General features: G+C 72.1%; 14 protein-coding genes. 12 read left to right on the top strand and 2 right to left on the bottom strand.

Translation table 11 applies throughout. From position 1 onward, the window contains the following. Positions 1-35 precede the first annotated feature (35 nt). Complete coding sequence (locus BGK67_RS08235; protein WP_107488788.1) at positions 36-743, bottom strand: DUF2470 domain-containing protein; 708 nt, start codon at positions 741-743, stop codon at positions 36-38. Between the two features lie 286 nt (positions 744-1029). On the opposite strand from BGK67_RS08235, the gene rpsD reads away from it, so the two are divergent. Next, the gene (rpsD, locus tag BGK67_RS08230) at positions 1030-1641 is read left to right on the top strand and encodes a 30S ribosomal protein S4 (RefSeq protein WP_030294564.1); all 612 of its coding nucleotides are present in this window, start codon (positions 1030-1032) and stop codon (positions 1639-1641) included. Positions 1642-1656: 15 nt separating this feature from the next. Here the strand turns inward: rpsD and BGK67_RS08225 are convergent, their stop codons facing one another. Beyond that, complete coding sequence (locus tag BGK67_RS08225; protein ID WP_107488787.1) at positions 1657-3786, bottom strand: ATP-binding protein; 2130 nt, start codon at positions 3784-3786, stop codon at positions 1657-1659. 146 nt (positions 3787-3932) lie between these two features. On the opposite strand from BGK67_RS08225, the gene BGK67_RS08220 reads away from it, so the two are divergent. The 11 genes from BGK67_RS08220 to BGK67_RS08170 all read left to right on the top strand — a co-directional run bounded on the left by BGK67_RS08220 (position 3933) and on the right by BGK67_RS08170 (position 14770). Beyond that, positions 3933-4361, top strand: coding sequence for a DUF948 domain-containing protein (locus tag BGK67_RS08220; protein WP_069919462.1), 429 nt, complete (start codon positions 3933-3935; stop codon positions 4359-4361). Positions 4362-4369: 8 nt separating this feature from the next. Then, a complete protein-coding gene (locus BGK67_RS08215; protein WP_069919461.1) occupies positions 4370-4723 on the top strand; it encodes a DUF6167 family protein in 354 nt (117 codons plus the stop codon). Beyond that, on the top strand, positions 4723-7392 hold the full coding sequence (gene alaS / locus BGK67_RS08210; RefSeq protein WP_069919459.1) for an alanine--tRNA ligase: 2670 nt from the start codon (positions 4723-4725) through the stop codon (positions 7390-7392). Before BGK67_RS08215 ends, alaS begins: the two co-directional genes overlap by 1 nt. A gap of 2 nt (positions 7393-7394) precedes the next feature. Continuing rightward, positions 7395-7865 carry a Holliday junction resolvase RuvX gene (gene ruvX / locus BGK67_RS08205; protein ID WP_030830194.1) on the top strand — a complete coding sequence of 157 codons (471 nt, stop codon included), beginning with the start codon at positions 7395-7397 and terminating at the stop codon, positions 7863-7865. 78 nt (positions 7866-7943) lie between these two features. Further along, positions 7944-9680: an endolytic transglycosylase MltG gene (mltG, locus tag BGK67_RS08200; RefSeq protein ID WP_069919456.1), complete on the top strand. Its 1737-nt coding sequence runs from the start codon at positions 7944-7946 to the stop codon at positions 9678-9680. Positions 9681-9687: 7 nt separating this feature from the next. Further along, positions 9688-10512 carry a shikimate dehydrogenase gene (locus BGK67_RS08195; RefSeq protein WP_069919453.1) on the top strand — a complete coding sequence of 275 codons (825 nt, stop codon included), beginning with the start codon at positions 9688-9690 and terminating at the stop codon, positions 10510-10512. A gap of 202 nt (positions 10513-10714) precedes the next feature. Further along, entirely contained in the window at positions 10715-11899 is a 1185-nt protein-coding gene (gene aroC, locus BGK67_RS08190; protein ID WP_069919451.1) for a chorismate synthase, read from the top strand. Then, positions 11896-12432 (top strand): shikimate kinase, encoded by a 537-nt coding sequence (locus tag BGK67_RS08185; RefSeq protein WP_069919448.1) that lies wholly within the window; start codon positions 11896-11898, stop codon positions 12430-12432. The genes aroC and BGK67_RS08185 overlap by 4 nt, the downstream gene beginning before the upstream one ends. Then, on the top strand, positions 12429-13520 hold the full coding sequence (gene aroB / locus BGK67_RS08180; RefSeq protein ID WP_069919446.1) for a 3-dehydroquinate synthase: 1092 nt from the start codon (positions 12429-12431) through the stop codon (positions 13518-13520). The genes BGK67_RS08185 and aroB overlap by 4 nt, the downstream gene beginning before the upstream one ends. Beyond that, complete coding sequence (aroQ, locus tag BGK67_RS08175) at positions 13517-13963, top strand: type II 3-dehydroquinate dehydratase (RefSeq protein ID WP_069919444.1); 447 nt, start codon at positions 13517-13519, stop codon at positions 13961-13963. The genes aroB and aroQ overlap by 4 nt, the downstream gene beginning before the upstream one ends. Positions 13964-14005: 42 nt before the next feature. Then, on the top strand, positions 14006-14770 hold the full coding sequence (locus BGK67_RS08170; protein WP_069919442.1) for an AAA family ATPase: 765 nt from the start codon (positions 14006-14008) through the stop codon (positions 14768-14770). The last annotated feature ends 25 nt before the right edge of the window (positions 14771-14795 follow it).

Here is a 14795-nt window from a genome sequence, read left to right as displayed (position 1 = left end):
AGGCTCGCGCTCCAGGGGATGCTCGGTGCCGGCCCTCAGTGACTTCCCCGGCCACCTCCCCCGGACTCCGTCCGGGGGGATCCCAGGGAGGCGCCCCCGGCCGCCGCGAAGAGGGACCGCATCGCACGGCGCAGGCCGCAGATGTCCGCGACCGGTTCGGGGAAGTCGAACCGGGCGTCGAAGGAGCCCGCCCCGCCGGCCGTGAAGCGCACGCGCAGGCCCAGCCGGTCCAGGGCGAGCGGGGTGGCGGTCATCCCGTCCGCCTCCCGCGCGCCCAGCAGGCCGCACAGGTCGCCGACCCGGTCGGAGTGCGCGGAGGCCAGGTGCTGGAGCAGCTCCGCCTCGTGGGCGACCATCGGGTCCGGATGCGCGGCCGCCATGTCGTCCGGGTCGACGTGCTCGGCGCCCCACAGGTCGTCCACGGAGATCTCGCCGACCTCCAGACGGAGCATGACCCACCCGGGGCGGCCGGCCGTCCCCAGCAGCTCGCCCGCCGGCCGGCGCTCCGCGAGCAGGGCCGCGCAGGCCGCGCGCTCGCTCCCGCGGACGGCCGTCAGCCAGCCCGCCAGCCAGGCGCGGCCTCGGATACGATGGGGCACGGACACCGGCGCCACATCCGTGATCTCGATCACGGCTGTGAGGTCGTCGTCCTGGGCGTGAGCGGCTGCCCTGGCGGCCGCGGATTCCGCGGAAACAAGGAGAATCACGTCCCCGTCCGGGGTGACGGTCCGTGCGGCCGGCACCCCTGTCCCGAACTCGTCGGGCCCGTGACTGTCACGAGCACCCGGCAGGGTGAGGGATACTGAGGCGTTGGACTCTACGAGGGTTCGTACGCGTTCGGCTCCGGTGAGCTGCCGAACGCCTTCCCTGGGACGCGGCTGACCTTGCTTATCGTCGTCGAAAGCGGATTCCGTTGTGTTGGAATCCGAACTTCGACGCGCACTGGGCAGGGGGATCCCATGTGGTCGAGACATTACGTCCTCCTCGCTAAGGTAAGCCTCACCTAACTTACATGGAGGTAGGTTCCACGTGAACCAGAAGCGACCCAAGGTCAAGAAGTCGCGTGCCCTCGGCATTGCACTGACCCCGAAGGCCGTCAAGTACTTCGAGGCCCGCCCCTACCCGCCGGGCGAGCACGGCCGTGGCCGCAAGCAGAACTCGGACTACAAGGTCCGTCTGCTCGAGAAGCAGCGTCTGCGCGCTCAGTACGACATCTCTGAGCGTCAGATGGCCCGCGCGTACGACCGCGCCAAGAAGGCCGAGGGCAAGACGGGCGAGGCGCTGGTCGTCGAGCTCGAGCGTCGTCTCGACGCCCTGGTCCTGCGTTCGGGCATCGCCCGCACCATCTACCAGGCCCGCCAGATGGTCGTTCACGGCCACATCGAGGTCAACGGTGGCAAGGTCGACAAGCCGTCGTTCCGTGTCCGCCCGGACGACGTCATCACCGTGCGCGAGCGCAGCCGCGAGAAGGTTCCGTTCCAGGTTGCCCGTGAGGGTGGCTACGCAGGCGAGGGCGAGACCCCGCGCTACCTGCAGGTCAACCTGAAGGCCCTGGCCTTCCGCCTGGACCGCGACCCGAACCGCAAGGAAATCCCGGTCATCTGCGACGAGCAGCTCGTCGTCGAGTACTACGCCCGCTGACGCAGGCTCGAGGACTCACAGACTGGTGGAAACCCGCCGTCCCCCTCGGGGGCGGCGGGTTTTCCCGTCCTGCGGACCCCGGGGCCCGTGCTGGGCCCGTACCACCACGGCCTCCCGGCTCAGGCTCCGCCCCTCCGCCGCGTACGCCTCGTAGCGCTCGGCGCCCAGCAGCTCGCCCGCCCGCTCCTGGCACATCAGCCGCGGCGCGTTGAAGTACCCCGAGCCGAAGAGCTGCAGGCCCACCCCGGCCCACATCGGCTCCGCGGCGCCCTGCAGCACCGCCGCCTCCGCCGGATCGCCCTCCGCTACCGCGACCAGTGCCAGCAGCTCCAGCGCCAGCACCAGCCCCACCAGGTCGTGGAAGGCGTGGTTGATGGCCACGCACTCGGTCAGCAGCTGCCGCGCCTCGTCCGCCGCCCCCGCGTCCAGCGCCGCGTACGCGAGGACGTACAGGGCGTACGCCTTCGTCCAGCGCTCCCCGCGCTCCTCGCAGATCTCCCGGACCTCCTGGCACAGCGAGAGCGCACCGGCCGGCTCCCCCTGGAAGGCCAGCGCCATCGCCAGCTCCACCTGGCACATCAGCACGTTGCTGTTCAGCTCCCCGGCGTCCCGGTAGCGCTCCAGCGCCTGTCCCAGCAGCTCCGACGCCCGCGCCATGTCGTCCGAGACCAGGGCCAGGCAGCCCAGCCGGTGCACCGCGTACGCCGCCGCCACCGGGTTCCCGCTGCGCGCCGCCGCGTCCCGGCACTCGTGCAGCGCGCTCATCGAGGCCACCGCGTCGCCCTGGAGGGCCGCGACGTACCCCAGCACCCACAGCGCCTTCAACCGCGAGCTCTCGTACTCCACCGGCTGGTCCGAGTCCTCCAGGGCCCGGTCCAGCCAGTGCCGGCCCTCCGTGAGCCGCCCGCAGCCCGCCCAGTAGAACCACAGCGTCCCCGCCAGGTACTGGCCCAGGTGCACCTCGTCCGGATCGTCCAGGGAGCACTCCATCGCGAGGCGCAGATTCGGCAGCTCCGTCTCCACCAGCGCCGCCACCTCCGCCTGCCGCGGGCTGAACCAGTCCAGCTCGCACCAGGTCGCCAGGCCCAGGTACCAGTCCCGGTGCCGCCGCCGCAGCCGGCCCGCGTCACCCAGCGACTCCAGCCAGCCCGCTCCGTACATCCGTACGGTCTCCAGCAGCCGGTAGCGCACTCCGGCCGCGGTCTCCTCCCGGAAGAGGACGGACTGGGCCAGCAGCTCCCCGACCAGGTCCAGCACGCTCTCCACCGGCAGGTCCGGACCCGCGCACACGTACTCGGCCGCAGCGAGGTCGAACGGTCCGGCGAACACCGACAGCCGCGCCCACAGCAGCCGCTCGGCCGGCGTGCACAGCTCGTGGCTCCAGCCGATCGCCGTACGCAGCGCCCGGTGCCGCTGCAGCGCCCCGCGCGAGCCTCCCGTCAGCAGGGCGAACCGGTCCTCCAGGCGGGCCAGCAGCTGCGCCGGGGACAGCGTCCGCAGCCGGCCCGCCGCCAGTTCCAGGGCCAGCGGGATCCCGTCGAGGCGGGCGCACAGCTCGGTCAGGTCCGCGCGGTTCGCCTCCGTGACCGCGAAGGCCGGGTCCGCCGCGCGGGCCCGGGCCGCGAGCAGGGCCAGCGCCTCCTCCGGCGGCGGCGGCGCCAGCGGGAAGACCAGCTCCCCTTCCAGGTCCAGCGGTCGGCGGCCCGCCGCCAGCACCCGCAGGCCCGGGCAGCCGCGCAGCAGCTCCCGCACCAGCCCGGCGGCCTCGTCGACCAGCTGCTCGAAGCCGTCCAGGACCAGCAGCAGCCGCCGCCCGGCCAGGTGCTCGGCCAGTACGGTCCGGGGCGGCCGGGTGGTGTGGTCGGTCAGTCCGAGGGCCTCCGCTACGGTCAGCTCCAGCAGGTCCGGATCCCGCACGGCCGCCAGTTCGACCAGCCACACACCGTCGCAGTAGCGTTCCTGCGCGCCGTCCGCCCGCTCCCCGGCCGCGGCGAGCGCCAGCCGGGACTTGCCCACCCCGCCGGCGCCGGTCACCGTCACCAGCCGCGAGGACTCCAGGAGCCGCCCCAGCCCGGCGAGTTCGGCACCCCGGCCGACGAAGCCGCTCAGCTCCGAGGGAAGATTGCCGTAGGTCCTCTGTCGCATGGGACACGGAGGGTACTGGTCCGGAAGCGCTGCGTACAAGACGAGTGCGTCGGCCTCGGAATTCGGGTACGGCGGCGGATCCCCGGCGCGATAGGGTCGGGGGAGACTTTTCTTTGTGGATTTCCAAGCTCAGGGAGCGGTGCAACGTGTCCGGTGGAGAGGTGGCCGGGATCCTCGTGGCCGTCTTCTGGGCCATCCTGGTGTCCTTCCTCGCAGTGGCGCTGGCGAGGCTGGCCCAGGTGCTCAAGGCGACCACCAAGCTGGTGGCCGACGTGACCGAGCAGGCCGTCCCGCTGCTGGCGGACGCCTCGACGACCGTCCGCTCCGCGCGCACCCAGCTGGACCGGGTCGACGCCATCGCGAGCGACGTCCAGGAGGTCACGTCCAACGCCTCCGCGCTCTCCTCGACCGTGGCCTCCGCCTTCGGCGGACCGCTGGTCAAGGTCGCGGCCTTCGGCTACGGCGTCCGCCGGGCCCTCGGCCGCACGGACGAGGCGCCCGCGAAGACCACCAGGCGAACCGTGATCGTCGGCCGCACCGTGCCGTCGGCCCGCCGCCGGAAGCAGAAGGGCTGAGACCGCCGATGTTCCGCCGAGCCTTCTGGTTCACCGCAGGCGCCGCCGCCGGCGTGTGGGCCACCACCAAGGTCAACCGGCAGCTCAAGAAGCTGACGCCGGAGAGCCTCGCCGCCCAGGCCGCCGACAAGGCCGTGGAGGCGGGCCACCGCCTCAAGGACTTCGCCCTCGACGTCAAGGCGGGAATGACGCAGCGCGAGGACGAGCTGAACGACGCACTGGGGCTCAGCAGCGACCCCGACCGGCCCGACAACGTCACCGCCCTCCCCGGGCCCCGGCGGCTGCGGGCCCTCGAACACGACAAGACCACCCCCCGATCGAACCGCTCGGCGGTTACGTACAACCGGAATGAGGACCACTGATGGAGTCGGCTGAAATCCGCCGCCGCTGGCTGAGCTTCTTCGAGGAGCGCGGTCACGCCGTTGTCCCTTCGGCGTCGCTCATCGCGGACGACCCGACTCTGCTGCTGGTCAACGCCGGCATGGTCCCCTTCAAGCCGTACTTCCTCGGCGAGACCAAGCCCCCCGCCCCCCGCGCCACCAGCGTGCAGAAGTGCGTCCGTACCCCGGACATCGAAGAGGTCGGCAAGACCACCCGCCACGGCACGTTCTTCCAGATGTGCGGCAACTTCTCCTTCGGCGACTACTTCAAGGAAGGCGCCATCGAGTACGCCTGGGAGCTGCTCACCAGCTCCGTGGCGGACGGCGGCTACGGCCTGGAGCCGGAGAAGCTCTGGATCACGGTCTACCTCGACGACGACGAGGCCGAGCAGATCTGGCGCGAGAAGATCGGCGTGCCCGCCGAGCGCATCCAGCGCCTGGGCAAGAAGGACAACTTCTGGTCCATGGGCGTCCCCGGCCCCTGCGGCCCGTGCTCGGAGATCAACTACGACCGCGGCCCGGAGTTCGGCGTCGAGGGCGGCCCGGCCGTCAACGACGAGCGCTACGTGGAGATCTGGAACCTGGTCTTCATGCAGTACGAGCGCGGCGCCGGCGACGGGAAGGAGGACTTCCCGATCCTCGGCGACCTGCCGTCGAAGAACATCGACACGGGTCTGGGCCTCGAGCGTCTCGCCATGATCCTGCAGGGCGTGCAGAACATGTACGAGACCGACACCCTGCGCGTGGTCATGGACAAGGCCACCGAGCTGACCGGTGTGCGGTACGGCGCCGCCAAGGACACCGACGTGTCCATGCGCGTGGTCGCCGACCACATCCGCACCTCCGTCATGCTCATCGGCGACGGTGTCACCCCCGGCAACGAGGGCCGCGGGTACGTGCTGCGCCGCATCATGCGCCGCGCCATCCGCAACATGCGCCTCATGGGCGCCACGGGCCCGGTCGTCCAGGACCTCGTCGACGTCGTGATCGACACGATGGGGCAGCAGTACCCGGAGCTGGTCACCGACCGCAAGCGCATCGAGACCGTCGCGCTCGCCGAAGAGGCCGCCTTCCTCAAGGCCGTCAAGGGCGGCACGAACATCCTCGACACCGCCGTGACGGAGACCAAGGCCGCCGGCGGCACGGTCCTCTCCGGCGACAAGGCGTTCCTGCTCCACGACACCTGGGGCTTCCCGATCGACCTCACCCTCGAGATGGCCGCCGAGCAGGGCCTCTCCGTGGACGAGCCGGGCTTCCGCCGCCTCATGCAGGAGCAGCGGGACCGGGCCAAGGCCGACGCGAAGGCCAAGAAGACCGGCCACGCCGACGTCTCCTCGTACCGCGAGATCGCCGACCGCGCCGGCGCCACCGAGTTCACCGGCTACGCCACCAACCAGGGCGAGTCCACCATCGTCGGCCTGCTGGTCAACGGCGTCTCCGCGCCCGCCGCCTCCGAGGGCGACGACGTCGAGGTCGTCCTCGACCGCACCCCGTTCTACGCCGAGGGCGGCGGCCAGCTCGCCGACCAGGGCCGCATCAAGCTCGACTCGGGCGCCGTCATCGTCGTCCGCGACGTGCAGCAGCCGGTCCCCGGCGTCTCCGTGCACAAGGGCTCGGTCCAGGTCGGCGAGGTGACGGTGGGCGCCTCCGCGTACGCCGCCATCGACGTCAGCCGCCGCCGGGCCATCGCCCGCGCCCACTCGGCCACGCACCTGACGCACCAGGCGCTGCGCGACGCGCTGGGCCCGACGGCCGCCCAGGCCGGTTCGGAGAACTCGCCGGGCCGCTTCCGCTTCGACTTCGGTTCGCCGAACGCCGTTCCCGGCACGGTCCTCACCGACGTCGAGCAGAAGATCAACGACGTGCTCTCGCGCGAGCTGGACGTCACCGCCGAGATCATGAGCATCGACGAGGCGAAGAAGCAGGGCGCCATCGCCGAGTTCGGCGAGAAGTACGGCGAGCGCGTGCGCGTCGTCACCATCGGCGACTTCTCCAAGGAGCTGTGCGGCGGCACGCACGTCGGCAACACCGCCCAGCTGGGTCTGGTGAAGCTGCTCGGAGAGTCCTCCATCGGCTCCGGCGTGCGCCGCGTCGAGGCCCTCGTCGGCGTGGACGCCTACAACTTCCTCGCCAAGGAGCACACGGTCGTCGCCCAGCTCCAGGAGCTGGTCAAGGGCCGTCCGGAGGAGCTGCCGGAGAAGATCGCCTCCATGCTCGGCAAGCTGAAGGACGCCGAGAAGGAGATCGAGAAGTTCCGCGCGGAGAAGGTCCTCCAGGCCGCCGCCGGGCTCGCCCGGAACGCCCAGGACATCCACGGCGTCGCCCTCGTCGTCGGCCAGGTGCCGGACGGCACCGGCGCCGACGACCTGCGCAAGCTGGTCCTCGACGTCCGCGGCCGCATCCAGGGCGACCGCCCGGCCGTGGTGGCCCTGTTCACCGTGGCGAACGACCGCCCGCTGACCGTCATCGCCACCAACGAGGCCGCCCGCGAGCGCGGTCTCAAGGCCGGCGACCTGGTCCGCACGGCCGCCAAGACCCTCGGTGGCGGCGGTGGCGGCAAGCCGGACGTCGCGCAGGGCGGCGGCCAGAACCCGGGAGCCATCCCGGAGGCCGTCAGCGCCGTCGAGCGCCTCGTCGCAGAGACGGCCTGACGATGACTCTGCGCCGCGGCCGCCGGCTGGCGATCGATGTGGGGGACGCCCGGATCGGGGTCGCCTCGTGCGACCCCGACGGGGTCCTGGCCACTCCGGTGGAAACCGTGCCGGGCCGGGACGTCCCGTTCGCCCACCGGCGGCTGCGGCAGCTCGTCGAGGAGTACGAGCCCCTCGAAGTCGTGGTCGGCCTGCCCCGCTCGCTCAGCGGGCGGGAGGGGCCGGCCGCGGCCAAGGTGCGCGCCTTCGCGGGCGAACTGGCGAAGGGCATCAAGCCGGTGACGGTCCGTCTGGTGGACGAGCGGATGACCACGGTCACCGCCGCCCAGGGCCTGCGGGCTTCCGGGAGGAACGCGAAGAAGGGCAGATCGGTCATCGACCAGGCGGCCGCTGTGGTGATCCTTCAGAACGCTCTTGAGACCGAACGGGTATCAGGTAATCCGCCCGGCGAGTGCGTCGAAGTGGTTGTCTGATCGCGATACGGTAACGTTCCGCGCGATGAGACGGCGTTCGAACAGCCGTCGCCTTCGTCTCGCGGCTCTAGGGGACCGATGACTGAGTATGGCCGGGGCCGTGGCCCCGAACCGTGGCACCCGGAGGATCCCCTGTACGGGGACCAGGGGTGGACCGGGCACCAGACCCAGCAGGGCCAGGCGCCGTACGCCGATGCGCAGCAGGGGTACCCGCAGGAACAGCAGTACCAGCAGCAGTACCCCGAGCAGCAGCAGTACGCGCAGCAGTCGCAGTACGACCAGCAGTACCCGCAACAGCAGGGGCAGCACCCGCAGCACCCGCAGGAGCAGGGGCAGTACCAGCAGTACGCCCAGCAGCAGGCCTACGTCCCGCAGGCGCCGCAGCAGCCCCAGTACGACTCCCAGGGCTGGGACACCGGCCAGGGGCAGTACGCGGTTCCCGCTCCGGCGGAGCCCTACGCGGGGGCGGACCCGTACACGGGCGCGGACCCCTACGCCCAGCAGGCCGTCGCCGGCTACCCGGGCGAGGCCCCCGACCTGTACTCCACGCCCGAGGCCTACCCGCCGCCGCAGCCCCCGGGCCGGCGCCACTTGGAGCCCGAGCCGGTCGAGCAGGAGGACGAGGCTTCCGACGGGTCCTGCGCCGACGGCGGCCGTGACGGTGACGAGCCGTCCGGCGGCGGTCGCCGGGGCGGCCGCTCCAAGGGCGGCAAGGGCGGCAAGGCCAAGGAGCGCAGCGGCGCCGCGTGCCTGGTCGCCTCCCTGGTCATCATGGCGGTGCTCGGGGGTGGCGGCTACTACGGCTACACCTACCTGAAGGACCGGTTCGCCACGGCCGAGGACTTCGCGGGCGAGGGCGTCGGCGAGACGGTCGACGTGGAGATCCCCCCGGGCTCCTCGCTGGCCAAGATGGGCAACATCCTCAAGAAGCACGGCATCGTCGCGAGCGTGGAGGCCTTCACCACCGCGGCGAACATCAACCCCAAGGGCAAGTCGATCCAGGCGGGCGTCTACCCCCTGAAGAAGAAGATGTCGGCCGCGGCCGCCGTCGCCGTCATGGTCGACCCCACCAAGCTGAACGTGATCACGGTTCCCGAGGGCAAGCGGAACGTCGAGGTCTACAAGGCCATCGACACCCGGCTCGGCAAGCCCGCCGGCACCACCGAGGGGATCGCCAAGCGCGAGGCCAAGAACCTCGGCCTGCCGGCCTGGGCGGGCAACAACCCGAAGCTCATCGATCCGCTCGAGGGCTTCCTCTACCCGGCGCGCTACGACATCAGCAAGGACAGCACGCCCGAGTCCCTGCTCAAGCAGATGGTCAAGAACGCGTCGGACAAGTACTCCGAGCTGGGCCTCGAGGGCAAGGCGAAGGAACTGGGGCTGGAGAACCCGCTCCAGGTGGTCACGGTCGCCAGCCTCGTCAACGCCGAGGGCAAGAACCACGAGGACTTCCGCAAGATGTCCGAGGTCGTCTACAACCGCCTGAAGAAGACCAACGACGTCACCAACCAGAAGCTCGAATTCGATTCGACCTTCAACTACATCAAGGGCACCAGCGACATCAACTTCTCCATGAAGGAGGCGAGGTCGCTCGACAACCCCTACAACACGCACTTCGTCAAGGGGCTGCCTCCCGGCCCGATCGGGAACCCCGGTGCCGACGCCCTGAGCGCTACGCTCAACCCCGACCACGGCGGCTGGATGTTCTTCGTGTCGGTCGACGGCGTCACGACGACCTTCACCCAGACCTACGAAGAGCACCAGACGCTCGTCGCGGAATTCCTCGAGCGGCAGAAGAAGAAGAACGGCGGTTAGGCAAGGCATGTCACGCACAAGGGCCGCGGTGCTGGGTTCGCCCATCGAGCACTCCCTCTCACCGGTGCTGCACCGCGCCGCCTACCAGGAGCTCGGCCTCGCCGACTGGTCGTACGACCGCTTCGAGGTCGACGAGGCCGCGCTCCCGGGGTTCATCGCCGCACTCGGCCCCGAGTGGGCCGGGCTGTCCCTGACGATGCCGCTCAAGCGGGCCGTCATCCCGCTGCTCGACGCCGTCAGCGACACCGCCGCCTCGGTCGAGGCGGTCAACACCGTCGTCTTCACCGAGGACGGCCGCCGGCTCGGCGACAACACCGACATCCCGGGCATCGTCGCCGCGCTCCACGAGCGCGGCATCGAGAAGGTGCCGTCCGCCGCGATCCTGGGCGCCGGGGCCACCGCCTCCTCCGCCCTGGCCGCCCTCTCCAGGATCTGCACCGGCGAGGTGACCGCGTACGTCCGCTCCCGGGCGCGCGCCGACGAGATGCGGCAGTGGGGCGAGCGGCTCGGCGTCCCCGTCCGTACGGCCGACTGGTCCGAGGCGGCCGCGGCGCTGGCCGCGCCGCTGGTCGTCGCCACGACCCCGGCCGGGGCGACCGACGAACTGGCCGCGGCCGTACCCGATGCGCCGGGCACCCTCTTCGACGTCCTCTACGACCCCTGGCCGACCGCCCTCGCGGCGTCCTGGTCGCAGCGGGGCGGCACGGTCATCGGAGGCCTGGACCTGCTGGTCCATCAGGCCGTGCTCCAGGTCGAGCAGATGACGGGGAGCGACCGGGGGCCGCTCGCCGCCATCCGTGCCGCCGCGGAGCGGGCGCTCGCCGCCCGCTAGTGGGCGGCGGTTCCCGCACCCCGGGGACGGCCGCCGGCCGGCTCCGCGAGCGCCGTCGCGGGGTCAACCGGCGGACAAGCCGTCCGATAGCTGGACTCGAGGCCGGTATCCCCGTCCGGACATGGGAGGATCGGGGAAGGCGGGTCCGGGCCGCGCACCGGGGCGCGCCGTGCTGTACCAGGCGCGAGCATGAGGAGCATCGTTGAGCAGGTTGCGTTGGCTGACCGCCGGGGAGTCCCACGGACCGGCACTGGTGGCGACGCTGGAGGGGCTTCCCGCCGGCGTTCCGGTCACCACCGAGCTGGTGGCCGACCACCTGGCCCGGCGTCGGCTCGGCTATGGCCGCGGTGCCCGGATGAAGTTCGAGCAGGACGAGATCACCTTCCTCGGCGGCGTCCGGCACGGTCTGTCGCTGGGTTCCCCCGTGGCCGTCATGGTCGGCAACAGCGAGTGGCCCAAGTGGGAGACCGTCATGTCGGCCGACCCGGTCGACCCCTCGCTGCTCAAGGACACCGGCCGCAACGCGCCGCTGACCCGTCCGCGGCCCGGCCACGCCGACCTCGCGGGCATGCAGAAGTACGGCTTCGACGAGGCCCGGCCGATCCTGGAGCGCGCCAGCGCCCGGGAGACCGCCGCCCGTGTCGCCCTCGGCGCCATCGCCCGGTCCTTCATCAAGGAGGTCGCGGGCATCGAGATCGTCTCGCACGTGGTGGAACTCGCCGCGGCCAAGGCCCCGTACGGCGTCTACCCGACCCCCGCCGACGTCGACAGGCTCGACGCCGACCCGGTGCGCTGCCTCGACGCGGACGCCAGCAAGGCGATGGTCGCGGAGATCGACCAGGCCCACAAGGACGGCGACACCCTGGGCGGCGTCGTCGAGGTCCTCGCGTACGGGGTCCCGGTCGGCCTCGGCTCGCACGTCCACTGGGACCGCCGCCTCGACGCCCGCCTCGCGGCCGCGCTCATGGGCATCCAGGCCATCAAGGGCGTCGAGGTCGGCGACGGCTTCGAGCTGGCCCGCGTACCCGGCTCGAAGGCGCACGACGAGATCGTCTCCACCCCCGAGGGCCTCAAGCGGACCTCCGGCCGCTCCGGCGGCACCGAGGGCGGTCTGACCACCGGCGAGCTGCTGCGGGTGCGGGCCGCCATGAAGCCCATCGCGACCGTGCCGAGGGCGCTCGCCACCGTGGACGTGGCGACCGGCGAGGCGACGGTGGCCCACCACCAGCGCTCCGACGTGTGCGCCGTTCCGGCCGCCGGCATCGTGGCCGAGGCCATGGTCGCCCTGGTGCTGGCCGACGCCGTGGTCGAGAAGTTCGGCGGCGACTCCGTGCCCGAGACCCGCCGCAACGTCCGCGCGTACCTCGACAACCTGCAGATCCGGTGACGGGCGCACCCACCACCCCGGGCGGGCCGGTCGTCGTGCTCGTCGGGCCCCCGGGGTCCGGCAAGTCCACGGTGGGCCGGCTGATCGCCGAGCGGCTCGGCGTCGCCTACCGGGACACCGACGCGGACATCGTCGCCGCCCAGGGCCGGGAGATCTCCGACATCTTCGTCGACGAGGGCGAGCCGTACTTCCGTGAGCTGGAGCGCCGGGCGGTCGCCGCCGGCGTCGCCGCGCACACCGGAGTCCTCTCCCTCGGCGGCGGCGCGATCCTCGACCCGGGCACCCGCGACCTGTTGGCCGGGCTGCCCGTCGCGTACCTGTCGATGGAGGTCGAGTCGGCCGTCCGGCGGGCCGGCCTCGGCGCCGCCCGCCCGCTGCTGGCCGTCAACCCGCGCCGCCAGTGGCGCGAGCTGATGGACGCCCGCCGCCCCCTGTACACCGAAGTCGCGCGCGTCGTGGTGGCCACCGACGACCGCACCCCCGAAGAGGTCGCCCAGGCGGTCCTCGACGCTCTGGAGTTGAAGGACGTATGACGGACCAGGTGACGCGGATCCAGGTCGGCGGCGACGCAGGCCACGACGCGTACGAGGTGCTGGTCGGGCACCAGCTGCTCGGCGAGCTGGGCAACCTGATCGGCGGCAAGGCCCAGCGGGTCGCGGTGATCCACCCCGAGGCCCTGGCCTCGACGGGCGAGGCACTGCGCCACGACCTGGCCGAACAGGGCTACGAGGCGGTCGCCATCCAGGTGCCGAACGCCGAGGAGGCCAAGACGGCCGAGGTGGCCGCCTACTGCTGGAAGGCGCTCGGCCAGTCCGGCTTCACCCGCACCGACGTCGTCGTCGGCGTCGGCGGGGGATCCACCACCGACCTCGCGGGTTTCGTCGCGGCCACCTGGCTGCGCGGGGTGCGCTGGATCGCCGTGCCGACCACCGTCCTCGCGATGGTCGACGCGGCGGTCGGCGGCAAGACCGGCATCAACACCGCGGAGGGCAAGAACCTCGTCGGCGCCTTCCACCCGCCGGCCGGGGTGCTGTGCGACCTGGCGGCCCTGGACTCGCTGCCGGTCCACGACTACGTCAGCGGCCTCGCCGAGGTCATCAAGGCCGGATTCATCTCCGACCCGGTGATCCTCGACCTGATCGAGGAGGACCCGCAGGGGGCCCGTACGCCCGCCGGCCCGCACACCACCGAACTGATCGTGCGGTCGATCCGGGTCAAGGCCGACGTGGTCTCCAGCGACCTCAAGGAGACCGGGCTCCGCGAGTTCCTCAACTACGGGCACACCCTCGGCCACGCCATCGAGAAGAACGAGCGCTACAAGTGGCGGCACGGCGCGGCCGTCTCCGTCGGCATGGTCTTCGCGGCGGAACTCGGCCGGCTCGCGGGCCGGCTCGACGACGCCACGGCCGACCGGCACCGCGCGGTGCTCGCGTCCGTGGGCCTGCCCCTGACGTACCGCGGCGACCAGTGGCCCAAGCTGCTCCAGACCATGCAGGTCGACAAGAAGTCGCGCGGCAACCTGCTGCGCTTCATCGTCCTCGACGGCCTGGGCAAGCCCACCGTGCTCGAGGGCCCCGACCCGGCGCACCTGATCGCCGCCTACGGGGAGGTGTCCGCGTGAGCCGCCGCGTGCTCGTGCTGAACGGCCCGAACCTGGGCCGGCTCGGCTCGCGCGAGCCCGATGTGTACGGGGCCACCTCGTACGCGGGCCTCGTCGAGAGCTGCCGCACGCTGGGCGCCGAACTCGGCTTCGACGTCGAGGTCCGCGAGACCAACGACGAGGGGCAGATCGTGCGCTGGCTGCACGAGGCCGCCGACGGGAAGATCCCCGTGGTCATCAACCCGGGCGCCTTCACGCACTACTCGTACGCCATGCGGGACGCGGCGGCGCAGCGCACCGCGCCGCTGATCGAGGTGCACATCTCGAACCCGTACGCGCGCGAGGAGTTCCGGCACACCTCGGTCATCGCCTCGGTGGCGACCGGGACCGTCGCGGGCTTCGGCATCGGCTCGTACCGGCTGGCGCTGCGGGCGCTGGCGGACGAGGTCGCCGGGGTCATATAACGTTCTCGCATCAGTCGCCGGAACGAGACGGAGTTGCACCGGATGCAGCAAGGAGTGGGGAGCGGGGGCGCGGGGTGGGGGCAGTCGGGCCGGCACCCGGCAGCGCCGCCGCAGCCGCCGATACCCCCTGCGCAGGGCTGGCCGGGGTCCCCGCCGCCTCCGCAGGCGTCGCACCAGGCGCCCGCGGCCCAGCCGGCGGGGATACCCCCGGTGCCGGAGGCCACGGGGCACATACCGCTGCCGCCCGCGGTGGCGGGCACCGGGGCGGCCACGCTCGCGGTGCTGCTGATCGGCCCGGCCGGGGCGGGCAAGACCACCGTGGCCCGGCACTGGGCGAGCACCCGGCCCGTGGCCACCGCCCACATCAGCCTGGACGACGTCCGGGAGTGGGTCTGCTCGGGCTTCGCGGACCCGCAGGCGGGTTGGAACGAGCACTCCGAGGCCCAGTACCGCCTCGCCCGCCGCACCTGCGGGTTCGCCGCCCGCAACTACCTGGCGAACGGGATCTCCTGCATCCTCGACGACGCCGTCTTCCCGGACCGCCCCGTCGTGGGCCTCGGCGGCTGGAAGCGGCACGTGGGCCCCGCGCTGCTGCCGGTGGTGCTGCTGCCGGGGCTGGAGATCGTCCTGGAGCGCAACGCGGCCCGCTCCGGCAACCGCCGGCTCTCCGACGAGGAGGTCGCCCGCATCCACGGCCGCATGGCGGGCTGGTACGGCTCCGGCCTGCCGATCATCGACAACTCCCACCTCGACGTCGAAGGCACGGCACGGGCCCTCGACGAGGCCCTGGCGCGCGCGCTGACCTGACGGCCCCGGCGCCGCGGCCGCCGCT

The organism is Streptomyces subrutilus, assembly GCF_001746425.1.
GTDB lineage: Bacteria > Actinomycetota > Actinomycetes > Streptomycetales > Streptomycetaceae > Streptomyces > Streptomyces subrutilus_A.
The sequence above is the reverse complement of the archived record's forward strand: the minus strand, read 5'-3'. Positions and strand labels throughout refer to the sequence as shown.

What these genes read in the sequence shown, in the direction of transcription:
- mltG (WP_069919456.1), top strand. Translation starts at nt 7,944, where the DNA reads ATGACTGAGTATGGCCGGGGCCGTGGCCCCGAACCGTGGCACCCGGAG.
- BGK67_RS08225 (WP_107488787.1), bottom strand. Translation starts at nt 3,786, where the DNA reads ATGCGACAGAGGACCTACGGCAATCTTCCCTCGGAGCTGAGCGGCTTC.
- alaS (WP_069919459.1), top strand. Translation starts at nt 4,723, where the DNA reads ATGGAGTCGGCTGAAATCCGCCGCCGCTGGCTGAGCTTCTTCGAGGAG.
- BGK67_RS08195 (WP_069919453.1), top strand. Translation starts at nt 9,688, where the DNA reads ATGTCACGCACAAGGGCCGCGGTGCTGGGTTCGCCCATCGAGCACTCC.
- aroB (WP_069919446.1), top strand. Translation starts at nt 12,429, where the DNA reads ATGACGGACCAGGTGACGCGGATCCAGGTCGGCGGCGACGCAGGCCAC.
- ruvX (WP_030830194.1), top strand. Translation starts at nt 7,395, where the DNA reads ATGACTCTGCGCCGCGGCCGCCGGCTGGCGATCGATGTGGGGGACGCC.
- BGK67_RS08215 (WP_069919461.1), top strand. Translation starts at nt 4,370, where the DNA reads ATGTTCCGCCGAGCCTTCTGGTTCACCGCAGGCGCCGCCGCCGGCGTG.
- BGK67_RS08170 (WP_069919442.1), top strand. Translation starts at nt 14,006, where the DNA reads ATGCAGCAAGGAGTGGGGAGCGGGGGCGCGGGGTGGGGGCAGTCGGGC.